General features: G+C 76.0%; 1 pseudogene. It reads left to right on the top strand.

Annotation, left to right across the window (positions count from 1 at the left end):
• Positions 1 to 14: 14 nt before the first annotated feature.
• A pseudogene (locus tag SAVERM_RS15055) lies at positions 15 to 14,522 on the top strand (type I polyketide synthase); the annotation flags it as partial.
• Positions 14,523 to 14,527: the final 5 nt, after the last annotated feature.

Raw genomic sequence — 14,527 nt, 5'->3', positions numbered from 1 at the left:
TGGATGACGACAAGCTCGTCGACTATCTCAAGCGGGTCACCGCGGACCTGAAGCGGACCCGGCAGCGGGTGCAGGAACTGGAGGCGGGCGCCGCCGAACCCATCGCCGTCGTCTCGATGGGCTGCCGCTTCCCGGGCGGCATCGCCTCCCCGGAGGACCTGTGGGAGTGCGTGCGCACCGGCACCGACACCATCTCCGGGTTCCCCACCGACCGCGGCTGGCGCACCGGCCACCTGCGCGGCGACTTCCGCCTCGCGGGCGGCTTCCTCGCCGACGCGGCCGGTTTCGACGCCGGGCTGTTCGGCATCTCGCCGCGTGAGGCGCTGGCGATGGACCCGCAGCAGCGGCTGCTCCTGGAGACCTCCTGGGAGGTCCTGGAGCGGGCGGGCCTCGACCCCACCACGGTGCGCGGCGCCGACGGCGGGGTGTTCGTCGGCATGGCCGACCAGAAGTACGGCCCGCGCGACGGTGAACTCCTCGACCAGGTCAAGGGCCTGGTCCTGACCGGCACCACCAGCAGCGTCGCCTCCGGCCGGATCGCCTACTCGCTCGGCCTCCAGGGGCCCGCGATCACCATCGACACCGCCTGCTCCTCCTCCCTGGTCGCCCTGCACCTCGCGGTACGGGCCCTGCGCTCGGGGGAGTGCTCGTTCGCGCTCGTCGGCGGTGCCGCGGTGATGGCGGAACCCCAGCTGTTCGCCGAGATGGCGGAGCAGGGCGGGATGGCGGGCGACGGCCGCTGCAAGGCGTTCGCCGCGGCGGCCGACGGCACCGGCTGGGGCGAGGGCGTCGGCGTGCTCCTGCTCCAGCCGCTGTCCACGGCCCGGGAACAGGGCCTGCCCGTCCTGGCCACCGTCCGCGGCACGGCCGTCAACCAGGACGGCGCCTCCAACGGACTGACCGCGCCCAACGGTCCCGCCCAGCGCCGCGTCATCCGCAAGGCCCTCGCCGACGCCCAGCTCAGCGTCGGCCAGGTCGACGCGGTCGAGGCGCACGGCACCGGAACCCGGCTCGGCGACCCCATCGAGGCGGGGGCCCTGCTGGCCACCTACGGCCAGGACCGGGCCGGGGACGAGCCGCTGTGGCTCGGCTCGGTCAAGTCGAACATCGGTCACACGCAGGCCGCGGCCGGCATGGCCGGAGTCATCAAGATGGTGCTGGCGATGCGGCACGGACTGCTGCCGCGCACCCTGCACGTGGACGAACCCACACCCCAGGTCGACTGGTCGGCGGGCGCCGTACGGCTGCTGACGGAGGAACAGACCTGGCCGAGCACCGGCCGGCCGCGCCGCTCGGCCGTCTCCTCCTTCGGCATCAGCGGTACCAACGCCCACGTCGTCCTCGAACACGACCCCGCCGCGAGCGGCGCGGACGGCGCACCCGAGCCCGGCCCCGACACCTCGCCCGCCGCCCCCGTCCCGTGGACGCTGTCCGCCGCGAGCGAGGAGGCGCTGCGCGCCCAGGCACGGCGGCTGCACCGGTACGCCGACGGCGACCCCGGACGGCGCCCGCTGGACATCGCCCGATCCCTGGCCCGTGGCCGCGCCCGGCTCGCGCACCGCGCCGTCGTGCTCGGCGCCGACCGCACCGAACTCCTCACGTCCCTGGCCGCCCTCGGCGCGGGCGAGCCCGACCCCCGCGTCGTACGCGGCCGGACCGTGCCGAGCGGCCCCGTCGCCTTCCTGTTCACCGGCCAGGGCTCGCAGCGGGCGGGCATCGGGCGGGAACTGTACGAGACCTTCCCGGTGTTCGCCCGCGCCTTCGACGAGGTGCGCGACCGGCTCGACCCGCAACTCGCCCACCCGCTCGACGACATCCTCGACGGGCGCGTCGTGGACGGACTGCCGCTGATCGAGCAGACCGGGTACGCGCTCGCCGCGGTGTTCGCGCTGGAGGTCGCGCTGTTCCGGCTGGTCGAACACGCCGGTGTCGTCCCCGACTTCGTCCTCGGGCACTCCACCGGCGAGCTGGCCGCCGCGCACTGCGCCGGGGTGCTCTCGCTGGACGACGCCTGCACCCTCGTCGCGGCGCGCGGCCGGTTCGTGCAGACCCTGCGCACCGACGGCGCGATGGTCGCCGTCGAGACCTCCGAGACGGAACTCGCCGAACTCATCGCGCGGGCCGACGTCGGCGACCGGGCGACCATCGCCGTGGTGAACGGACCCCGGTCCGTGGTGGTCTCCGGTGACGCGGACGCCGTCGAGCGGGTGCGCGCCCGGTGCGAGGAGCGCGGGCGCAAGACGCGCAAGCTGCCCATCAGCCACGCCGCGCACTCCGTCCACATGGAACCGATGCTGGCGCGGCTGCGCGAGGTCGCCGAGGGCCTCGAACACCGCCCGCCCCGCATCCCCATGGTCTCCAACCTGACCGGCGCACCCGTCCCGCCCGAGGCGAACTGGCCGGAGTACTGGGTCCGCCAGGTCCGCGAGACGGTGCGCTTCCACGACGGCATCCGCTGGCTCGGCGCCCAGGGCGTCACCGCCTGCCTCGAACTGGGGCCCGGCGGAGCGCTCATCGCGATGGCGCGCGAGAGCCTCGGCGACCCGGGCCGCGAGGTGGCCCTCGTCCCCACCCTCCAGCACGACCGGCCCGAGCCGGCCACGTTCCTGTCCGCGCTGGCCGAACTGCACGTGCACGGCGTGGCCGTCGACTGGGACACCCCGCTCGCCGCCCGCGGCGCGACCAGCACCGACCTGCCCACCTACGCCTTCCAGCGCGAGCGCTACTGGCTGCCCGCCACCCCCGCGGCACCACGCACCGCCGAACCGGCCGACCGGACCGGACGCGTGCGCTACCGGGTCGGCTGGACGCCGTACCCGGACGTCGACACCGACGCGCGGCCGACCGGCACCTGGCTGGTCGTCGCCCCCGACGGCGACAGCGACGGTGACGGTCACGGCGACGGAGCGCGGGTCGCCGAGGCCCTGGGGGAGCGGGCGGTGCTGCTGACCGCCGGGCCCGGCCTCGCTCCCGCCCTCGCGCGGCTGCCCGAGGACCGGCCCGTCGCGGGCGTGCTCGCGCTTCCCGCGGAGTCCGCGACCCGCTGGACCCGCCTGGCCCCTCGTTCAGCCCTCCGAGGCCGGGGTGCGCGCCCCGCCAGTGTACGCCACCAGGCGCCCGTCTCCGTCGACACCGAGGCCGTGCCCGGTGCCGCCCCAGCCCTCCTGTGGGGGCTCGGCCGGGTCCCGCACTCCGGCGGCGGCGTGGTGGACCTGCCCGCCGGCCTCGACGCGCGCTCCCTGCGGCTGCTCGCGGCCGTCCTCGCCGCACCCGGCGACCAGGACGAACTCGCCGTACGGCCGGGCGGCGTCTTCGCCAGGAAGCTGCTGCCCGCCCAGCGCCCCCGGCGGCAGCGTGCCTGGCGCACCGGCGGAACCGTCCTGATCACCGGGGACATCGCGGGCGTCACACCGGAACTCCTCCAGTACCTCTCCGGCGGCGGCGCTCGCACGCTCCTGCTGGCGCACCGCCCCGGCACGCCCCTGCCCGACGCCGCCGTCCTCGCCGCGGCGGGCGGACCGTGCACCGTCACCGAGTGGGACCTGGGCCCGCTGGAGACGGCGTCGGTGACCGCCGTCGTCCACCTCAGCGGCATCGACCCGGACGGCCCGTCCACGCCGGACGCCCTCACCGCCGCCGGGCCGGCCCGCGCCGTCCAGGACCGGCTGCGTACCGTCGTACGGCTCGAAGAGCTGTTCCACGACGCGGACCTGGACGCCTTCGTGCTGCTGTCCACCGTCGCCGGCACCTGGGGCGGCGCCGAGGACCTCGTGCACACCGTCGCGCACGCCGCCCTGGAGTCCCTCGCCGAGCGCCGCACCCTCGACGGCCGCCCCGGCACCTGCGTCGGCTGGGGCCCCTGGGAGACACCGGCGGACACGGGGGCGTCACCGGTCCCCGGCCTGCTGCCGCTCCCCGCCGACCTCGCCGTGTCCGCGCTGGCCGAGGCCCTGGACGCCGACGACCCCGTCTGCGCCGTCGTCGACGTCGACTGGAGCCTGTTCCACCCCGTCCTCACCGGGCGCGGCCCCCGCCCGCTCGTCGCCGACCTGCCCGAGGTCCGCGCCCTGCCCGCACCCCCGACCGCCGAAGTGGTCCTCGCGCCCGCCGCCGACCGGGAACACCAACTCCTCGAACTGGTCCGGGCGCAGGCCGCCGCCGTGCTCGGCCACGCCTCCGGCGCCGCCATCGATCCCGTACGCCCGTTCCGCGACCTCGGCTTCGAGTCCCTGGCGGCCGTACGGTTCCGCGACCGCGTCGCCGCCGAGACCGGGCTGCGGCTGCCCGCCACCCTCGTCTTCGACCACCCCACCGCGCAGGCGGTCGCCGCACATCTGCTGGCCGAACTGTCCGGCGTACGACAGCACGAGGACGAGGTCGCCCCGACGGCCGACCACGACGACCCGATCGCCATCGTCGGCATGGCCTGCCGCTACCCCGGCGGCGTACGCGGACCCGAGGACCTGTGGGACCTCGTCCACTGCGGACGCGACGGCGTCGGCGACTTCCCCACCGACCGCGGCTGGGACCTGCCCGCCCTGCGCCGCCTGGCACCGGACCTCGCCATGAAGGGCGGATTCCTGCCCGACGCCGCCGACTTCGACGCCGCCTTCTTCGGCATCTCCCCGCGTGAGGCGACCGCGATGGACCCCCAGCAGCGACTGCTCCTGGAGGTGTCCTGGCAGGCCCTGGAGGGCGCGGGCCTCGACCCGGCGGCCCTGCGCGGCAGCCGCACCGGAGTCTTCGCCGGCGCCGCGGGCTCGGACTACGGCGTGGTGCTGGAAGGGGCCCCGGAGGCGGACGGATACCTGACCACCGGCACCGCCGCGAGCGTCATCTCCGGCCGGATCGCCTACACCCTCGGCCTGCACGGGCCCGCGGTCACCGTGGACACGGCGTGCTCCTCCTCACTGGTGGCCCTGCACATGGCCGTGGGCGCCCTGCACCAGGGTGAGTGCGACCTCGCGCTCGCCACCGGCGTCTCCGTCATCTCCACGCCGGGCGCGTTCGTCGACTTCGCCCGGCAGAGCGGGCTCGCCGCCGACGGCCGCTGCAAGGCGTTCGCCGCGAGTGCCGACGGCACCAACTGGGCCGAGGGCGTGGGCGTCCTGGTCGTGGAGCGGCTCTCCGACGCGCGGCGCAACGGACACCGCGTCCTCGCCACGGTCCGGGGCAGCGCCGTCAACTCCGACGGCGCCTCCAACGGGCTCTCCGCGCCCAACGGCGGAGCACAGCAGCGGGTGATCCGGCAGGCGCTGGCCGCCGCCGGACTGTCCGCCGACGACGTCGACGCCGTCGAGGCGCACGGTACGGGCACGACGCTCGGCGACCCGATCGAGGCGCAGGCGGTCCTGGCCACCTACGGGCGGGACCGGCCGGCCGGACAGCCGCTGTGGCTGGGGTCGCTCAAGTCCAACATCGGGCACAGCGGGGCCGCGGCCGGGGTCGGCGGCGTGATCAAGATGGTGCAGGCCCTGCGGCACGGCGTACTGCCGCGAACCCTGCACGTCGACGAGCCGACGCCCGAGGTGGACTGGTCGGCGGGGACGGTGGGACTGCTCACCGAGAACCGAGAGTGGCCGCACACCGGGAAGCCACGCCGGGTGGGGGTGTCGGCGTTCGGAGTCAGCGGCACCAACGCACATGTCGTACTGGAACAGGGGCCCGAAGAAACGCCCGAGGAAGCGCCCGAAGAAGCGCCGGAAGAAACCCCCGGAGAGGCGCCCGGGGCGACCGCCCCACCGCTCCTCCCGTGGGTGCTCTCCGCCCGCACCCCCGAGGCGCTGCGCGCCCAGGCCGCCCGCCTGGCCGCCCGTCTTGCCGAGCGGGAGCTGCCCGCCGCCGCCGTCGGGCACGCCCTGCTGACCTCCCGGTCGGACTTCGAGCACCGGGCCGTCGCGCTGGGCGCGGGACACGGCGAGCTCACCGAGGCGCTGCGCGCGATCGCCGCCGGGGAGCCCGCCGGCTCCACGGTCACCGGCGTGGCCCGCCGGGCCGCCGGACGCGGCCCGGTCTTCGTCTTCCCCGGGCAGGGCGGACAGTGGCCCGGCATGGCCGCCGAACTCCTCGACACCGCACCGGAGTTCGCCGCCCGCTGGGCCGAGTGCGAGCGCGCCCTCGCGCCGTACACGGGCTTCTCCGTGACCGAGCTCGTGCGCTCGGGCACGCCCCTGGAGCGCGTGGACGTCGTCCAGCCGGTGCTGTTCGCGGTCATGGTGTCGCTGGCGGCGCTGTGGCGCTCGTACGGCGTGGTGCCCGCCGCGGTGGCCGGACACTCGCAGGGCGAGATCGCGGCGGCCTGCGTGGCCGGGGCGCTGTCCCTGGACGACGCGGCGCGCGTGGTCGCGCTGCGCGCCCAGGCGCTCCGCGCGCTCGTCGGCGAGGGTGGCATGGTCTCCGTCGGCATCCCCCTCGCCGAGGCCGAGCGGTGGCTGCCGCGCTGGGACGGACAGGTCTCCGTCGCGGCCGTCAACGGCCCCTCCGCGGTGGTGTTCTCCGGCGCACCCGCCGCCCTGGACGACCTGGTGGCCCACGCCCGCGACCAGGACGTCCGGGTCCGGCGCATCGACGTCGACTACGCCTCGCACTCCGCGCAGGTGGAGCGGATCGAGGACGAGATCATGACCGCCCTCGGCCCGGTCCGGCCGGGGCCGGGACAGATCCCGTTCTTCTCCACCGTGACCGCCGACTGGCAGGACCCCACCGGCCTCGACGCCGCCTACTGGTACCGCAACCTGCGCGAACCGGTGCTCCTCGAACCGTCCGTCACCGCCCTGGCCGAGCAGGGCTACGACGTCTTCGTCGAGGTCAGCCCGCACCCGGTGCTCGGCGCCGCACTCACCGAGACCGCCGAACTGGCCGGAGCGGAACCGGTGGTGACGGGCACCCTGCGCCGCGACGAGGGCGGTCTGAAGCGCGTACGCACGGCACTGGCCGAACTGTGGACGCACGGCGTCCCCGTGGACTGGACGCCCGCCTTCCCCGGCCGGCACGGCACACCGGTGGAACTGCCCGCCTACCCCTTCCAGCGCACCCGCTACTGGCCGGCGGCCCGCCCGGCGGTGGCCCAGGACCCGCAGGACGAGCGGTTCTGGCAGGCCGTGGACCAACAGGACCTGCCCACCCTGGCCGGCACGCTCGGCCTCGCCGACGAACAGCCGCTGCGCGAGCTCGTACCGGCCCTGTCCGCCTGGCGGCGCGACCGCAAGGAGCGGGCCGCCGTCGAGTCCTGGCGCTACCGCATCGAGTGGCGCCGGCTGCCCGAGCCGGAGCGCCGTACGCTGCCCGGCACCTGGCTCCTCGTGGTGCCGACCGGGACCGGGACCACGGACGAACCGTTGACCGGGACCGGGACCACGGACGAGCCGGTGACCGGCGCCACCACCGGCGGCACCGCGGACGACCCGGTGACCGCCGCCGTCACCGCCCTCCTGCGGGAACGCGCCGAACAGCTCGTGGTGCTCGCCGTCGACCCCGGCTCCGACCCCACCACCCTGGCCACCGCCCTCCGCGGCGCCCTCGGCGGCACGGAGCCGGCCGGTGTGGTCTCGCTGACCGGCATCGACGGTTCGCCGCACCCGGAGCGGCCCGTCGTCCCGGCGGGCGCGGCGCTCAGCCTCGCCCTGCTGCGGGCGCTCGCCGACGCCCGGGTCACCGCGCCCCTGTGGTGCCTGACCCACGGCGCCGTCACCACCGACGACGACGCCGGACCGGTCCACCCCGAACAGGCCGCCGTATGGGCCCTCGGCCGGGTCGCCGCGCTCGAGTTCCCGGGCACCTGGGGCGGCCTCGTCGATCTGCCCGACCCCCTCGACGACCGCACGGCGGACCGTCTCGCGGCGGTGCTCGCGGGCCTCGACGGCGAGGACCAGGTGGCGCTGCGCCCGTCGGGCGTCTTCGGCCGCCGCCTCGTACGCGCCACCCCGCGCGCCACGGCCGGCACGGGCTGGCGGCCGCGCGGCACCGTGCTCGTGACCGGTGGCACCGGAGCGCTCGGCCGGCGGGTCGCCCGCTGGCTGGCCCGCGAGGGCGCGGAACACCTCGTCCTCACCAGTCGGCGCGGCCCGCTCGCACCCGGCGCCGACGCGCTCGTCACCGAACTCACCGGGCTCGGCGTCAAGGTCACCCTGCTCTCTTGCGACCTCGCCGATCCGGCCCAGGTGACCGCGATGGTCGCCGAGGCGCAGCGCGACGGCGACCCGATCGGCGCCGTGGTGCACACCGCGGGCGGCGGCGGGCTCGGCCCGCTGGCCGAGGCCGGGCCCGACGACCTGGCCGAGGCGATGGCCGCCAAGGTGACCGGCATCGCCCACCTGGAAGCGGCCCTGGACCCCGAACAGCTCGACGCCGTCGTCTACTTCTCCTCCATCAGCGCCTCCTGGGGCGCCGGCGACCACGGCGTCTACGCCGCCGCCAACGGCGTGCTCGACGCCCGTGCCGAGGCCCGCAGCGCGGCCGGCGTGCACACCGTGTCCCTCGCCTGGGCGCCCTGGGCGGGCGGCGGCATGGCCGACGACCCGGTCTTCGACACCCTCTCCCGCAAGGGCCTGCCCCTCATCGACCCGGACCTCGCCGTCTCCGCGCTCGCCGCGGTGCTCGCGGAGGGCGAGTCCTCGCTGCTGCTCGTCGACGTCGACTGGGAGCGGTTCACCCCGCAGTTCACCTTCGAGCGGCCCACCCGCCTCCTGACCGAACTGCCCGAGGCCCGCCCCGAACCGGCCACCGACGACACCGCGCCCGACACCGCCGCCTCCCCGCTCGCCCAACGGCTGGCCGCACTGACCGGACCCCAGCGCACGGCGGCCCTGCGCGACCTGGTGCGCGAACAGGCCGCGGCCGTACTCGGCCACGCCGACGCACGGTCCGTCGACCCCGCCCGCGCGCTCAAGGAGCTCGGCTTCGACTCGCTCACCGCGGTCGAACTGCGCAACCGGCTGAGCACCGCGACCGGCCTCAGGCTGCCCGCCACCATGGTCTTCGACCACCCGACCATCGCCGAACTGGCGGATTTCCTGGCCCGCGGCCTCACCCCCGAGGCCGCCGTACCGGCCGAACCCGCCACCGTCGTACGCGTCGACCAGGACGACCCGATCGCCATCGTCGCGATGGCCTGCCGCTACCCCGGCGACGTCGCCTCCGCCGAGGACCTGTGGCGCGCCGTGCGCGACGAGGCCGACCTGATCACCCCGTTCCCCACCGACCGCGGCTGGCCGCTCGGCCGACTCGTCGACGCCGCCGACCCCGACCGGCCGGGCACCAGCTACGTCGGCCACGGCGGATTCCTGCACGGCGCGGGCGACTTCGACCCGGGCTTCTTCGGCATCTCGCCGCGCGAGGCCCAGGCCATGGACCCGCAGCACCGGCTGCTGCTCGAATCGTCCTGGGAGGCGCTGGAACGCGCGGGCATCGCCCCGAGGTCGCTGCGCGGCAGCAGGACCGGGGTGTACGTCGGTCTGACCGACCAGGCCTACGGGACCCGGCTGCGCGGCTCCACCGACGGCATGGAGGGCTACCTCGTCAGCGCGTCCGCCAACGTCGCCTCCGGGCGGATCTCGTACTCGCTCGGCTTCCAGGGACCCGCGCTCACCGTGGACACGGCCTGCTCCTCCTCGCTGGTCGCGCTGCACCTGGCCGCGCAGGCGCTGCGGGACGGCGAGTGCGACCTGGCGATCGCGGGCGGTGCCACCGTCATGCCGGACCCCACCTCCTTCGTGGCGTTCAGCCGGCAGCGCGGACTGGCCGCCGACGGCCGCTGCAAGCCGTTCGCCGCCGCCGCGGACGGGTTCTCGCTCGGTGAGGGCGCCGGTGTGCTGCTCGTGGAGCGGCTGTCCGACGCCCGCCGGCTCGGACACCCGGTCCTCGCGGTGGTCCGCGGCTCCGCGGTGAACCAGGACGGCGCGTCCAACGGCCTCACCGCGCCCAACGGCCCCGCCCAGGAGCGGGTCATCCGGCAGGCGCTGGTCAACGCGGCGCTGCCCGCCTCGGCCGTGGACGTGGTCGAGGCGCACGGTACGGGCACGACGCTCGGCGACCCGATCGAGGCACAGGCGCTGCTCGCCACCTACGGCCAGGACCGCCCGGCCGGCCGGCCGCTGCGGCTGGGCTCGGTCAAGTCCAACATCGGGCACAGCCAGGCCGCCGCGGGCGTCGCCGGAGTCATCAAGATGGTGCAGGCGATGCGGCACGGACTGATGCCCCGCACCCTGCACGTGGACGCCCCGAGTCCGCACGTCGACTGGAGTTCCGGGGCGGTGGAACTGCTCGACCGGGCCCAGGAGTGGCCACGGGACGGCGCACCGCGCCGCGCGGGCGTCTCGGCGTTCGGGATCAGCGGCACGAACGCGCACGTGATCCTGGAGGAGGCACCCGACACCCTGGAGGAGGCACCCGACGAGCCCGCCGGCGAGTCCACCGACGAGCGGGCCGACGAGCCCACCGACGAGCGGGCCGACACGGACACCGGGCGCCCCGCCCCCGGCGTCTCCGTCCCCACCGCCGGCCGCCCCGTCCCCGTCGTCGTCTCCGCCCGCACCCAGGACGCCCTCCGTGACCAGGCCGCCCGGCTGACCGCCCTCCTCGACGAGGGCGGGCACGGCGTCACCGATCTCGCCCACTCCCTGGCCACCACCCGCAGCGTCCTCGACCGGGCGGCGGTGCTCGTCGCCGCCGACCCGGACGAACTGCGCCGCGGCCTCACGGACCTGTCCGCGGGCGCCGTCGCCGAGGAGCGCGCCGAGGGCCGGCTCGCCTTCCTCTTCACCGGCCAGGGCGCCCAGCGCACCGGCATGGGCCGCGCCCTGTACGCGGCCTTCCCGGCGTTCGCGTCGGCCTTCGACGAGCTGTGCGCCGCCCTCGACCGCCATCTGCCGCGCCCGCTGGCCTCGGTCGTGTTCGCCGAGCCCGGCTCGCCCGAGGCCGCGCTGATCGACCAGACCCTCTACACACAGCCGGCCCTGTTCGCCGTGGAGGTGGCGCTGTTCCGGCTGCTGGAGCACTGGGGCGTACGGCCCGACGCCGTGCTCGGCCACTCGATCGGCGAGCTCGCCGCCGCGCACGTGGCCGGCGTCTGGTCCACCGCCGACGCGGCCCGGGTGGTCACCGCCCGCGCCCGGCTGATGCAGGAACTGCCCGAGGGCGGCGCCATGCTGTCCGTCGCCGCGGCCGAGGACGTGGTGTCCGCGCTGCTCGGCGACGCGTTCGACGAGGTGTCCGTCGCCGCCGTCAACGGCCCGGCCTCGATGGTGCTGTCCGGCACGGAGGAGGCCGTCACGGCGGCGGGTGCCCGGCTCGCCGAGGCGGGGCTGCGCACCAAGCGGCTCACCGTGAGCCACGCCTTCCACTCGCCGCTGATGGAACCGATGCTCGCCGCGTACGAGCGCGAACTGGCCCAGGTGACCTTCGCCGAGCCCGAACTGCCGGTCGTCTCCAACGTGACCGGCAAGCCGGCCACCGCCGAGCAGCTGTGCGACCCCGCCTACTGGGCGCGGCAGGTGCGGGGGACCGTGCGGTTCGCGGACGGAGTGGACAGCCTGCTCGGCGAGGAGGTGACCACCTTCCTGGAGCTGGGCCCGGACGGCGTGCTGACCGCCATGGCGAAGGAGTCGGCCGGGGCGGGCGCCACCGGCATCGCCGTCCAGCGCCGCGACCGCGACGAGGTACGGACCCTGCTCACCGCGCTCGGCAGGCTGCACGTGCGCACCGGCCGCGTCGACTGGCCCGCGTTCTTCCACGGCACCGGCGCCCGCCGGGTGGAACTGCCCACGTACGCGTTCCAGCACCGGCGGTACTGGCTGGACGCGCCCACGGGCGGCGTCGAGGCGCTGGCCGGCGCGGGCCTGGCGGGCACCGGGCACCCGCTGCTCACGGCGGCCGTGCCGCTGCCCGGTACCGGCGGGTCGCTCTTCAGCGGCAGCCTGCCCGGCATCGACGAAGAACGGCCGCCGTCCCGCGGCGACATCCTCGATCTGGTGCTGTGGGCGGCCGGCAGCCTCGGCTGCGACCGGATCGCCGAACTCGACGTCCCCGCCGCGCTGCCCGGCGGACCGCACGCCCCGCTGCAACTCGTGGTGGCGGCGCCGGACGAGGACGGCGACCGGGACTTCACCCTCCACGTGGGGCCCACGGACTCCGGTGACGCCGGGGACGAGTCCTGGACGCGGATCGCGCACGGCACCGTCGGCGGTGCGGCCGCCCGGCCCGAGCCCGACCCCGCCGCCTGGCCGCCCGCCGACGCCGAACCCGTCGGCGCGGACGCGGTGTGGCGCCGGGCGGACGAGCTGTTCGCCGAGCTGGTGCTGACCGAGCAGGAGGCGGGCGACGCCGACCGCTTCGGTCTGCACCCCGAGCTGCTGGCGGGCCTGACGGACCTGATCACCGAACTCGCCGGCGAGCCGGTCCACTTCGCCGGGGTGACCCGGTACGCCACCGGCGCCACCGAGCTGCGGGTCCGGCTGACCCGCTCGGGCCCGGGCGCCGTAGCCGTGCTGCTGTCGGACGCGGAGGGCGAGCCGGTGCTCTCGGTGGACCGCGTCGGCGTACGGACGGGCACCGCGCCCGCCACGACGCCCGCCGGCGCCCCCACCGGACCTGACTCGCTCTATCGCCTGACCTGGACACCCGTGGCGGCCGTGGCTCCCGAACCGGCCGGCCCTTGGGCCGTCGTCGGCGCGGACGGCCTGGCCAAGGCGCTCGTCGCCACCCAGGGCGCCGAAGTCGAGGCCCACCCGGACCTCGCGTCCCTCGGCCGCTCCACGGAGCACGGCGCCGCGCCCGGGCTCGTCGTCCTGTCCGTGGACACGGAACCCGGCGCGACCGTCGAGTCCATGCGGCACACCACCCACCGCACCCTGGAGCTGGTCAAGGAACTGCTCGCGGACGGCCGCCTGGCCGGGGCCCGGTTCGTCCTCGTCACCCGCGCGGCCGTGTCCACCGGGGACGGCACCCCGGTCGACCCGGCGCAGGCGGCGGCCCGCGGACTGCTGCTGTCGGCGCAGGCGGAGCACCCGGAGCGGTTCGTCCTGGCCGACCTCGGCGGCCGCGACGCGGACGCCGAACTGCTCGCCGCCGCCGTGGGAACCGCACTGACCGAGGCCGAACCGCAACTCGCCGTCCGGGACGGCCAGGTGCTCGTGCCCCGGCTGGCCCAGGTCACCGAACGGCCCACCGACGGTCCGGCGGAACGCGGCCCGGGAGGCGAACACGGCACGGTGGTGGTCACCGGCGCGACCGGCGGCATCGGCACCGAGATCGTGCGGCACCTGGCGACCGCGCACGGCGTGCGGCACCTGCTGCTGCTCAGCAGGCGGGGCCCCGACGACCCGCGCGCGGCCGAACTGGGCCGAGTCCTTGCCGAGGCGGGCGCCGACGCGACCTTCACGGCCTGCGACACCGCCGACCGCGCCGCCCTGGCCGACGCGCTGGCGGACGTACCGGCCGAGCACCCCGTGACCGCCGTCGTACACATCGCCGGAGTCGTCGACGACGGAGTCCTCACCACCCTGACCCCCGACCGGATCGACACCGTGCTGCGGCCCAAGGCCGAGGCGGCGCAGCATCTGCACGAGCTGACCGCGGACCTCGGGCTGTCCCACTTCGTGCTGTTCTCCTCGGGCGTCGGCACCTTCGGCGGCGCGGGCCAGGCCAACTACGCGGCGGCCAACGCCTTCCTGGACGCACTCGCCCACCGCAGGCGCGCGGCCGACCTGCCGGCGACCTCGCTCGCCTGGGGCCTGTGGGAGACCACGGCCGGCATGTCGGCGCACCTCTCCGACGTGGACCGGCGGCGGATGGCCCAGGCCGGCGTCCTCGCCTTCACCCCGCGGCAGGGTCTCGCCCTGTTCGACGCGGCGTGGAACTCGGACGCGACCACCTTGGTACCCATGCGCCTCGACAAGGCCGTACTGCGCGGGAAGGCGGCCGAGGCGACCCTGCCCGCACCCTTCCGCGGCCTGGTCCGCGCACCCCTGCGCAGGGCCTCGGCGGCCGGTGCGCGGGCGGCCGGGCAGTCCTTCGCGCAGCAGCTGGCCGAGCAGTCCGAGAGCGGGCGGCGACAGCTGCTGCTGGATCTGATCCACCGGCAGGTGGCCGCCGTACTGGACTACGCGGCCGACGCCCCGCTCGACGCCAAACTCCCCTTCCGGGAGCTGGGATTCGACTCGCTCACCGCGGTCGAGCTGCGCAACGGCCTGATCGCCGCGACCGGCGTCCAGCTCTCCGCCGCGCTCGTCTTCGACTACCCCACGGCGACCGCGCTCGCCGAGCACCTGGAGAGCAAGGTCCTGCGGTCGGTCGCCGGGGCTCCGCTGCCGGCGCTCACCCAGCTCGACCATCTCGAAGCCGCGCTCGCCACCTCGCCACCGGACCGGGCCACCCGCGAACAGCTCGCGGCCCGGCTGCGCCGGCTGGCCTCCGCCTGGAGCGCGGACGAACTCGAAGCCGACGACGGCGACATCACCAGCAAGCTCGATTCCGCCTCGGATGAAGAGCTCTTCGACTTCATCAACGCGGAATTCGGAAAGGACTGAGTCCG

Source organism: Streptomyces avermitilis MA-4680 = NBRC 14893, from assembly GCF_000009765.2.
GTDB classification, from domain to species: domain Bacteria; phylum Actinomycetota; class Actinomycetes; order Streptomycetales; family Streptomycetaceae; genus Streptomyces; species Streptomyces avermitilis.
The sequence above is the reverse complement of the archived record's forward strand: the minus strand, read 5'-3'. Positions and strand labels throughout refer to the sequence as shown.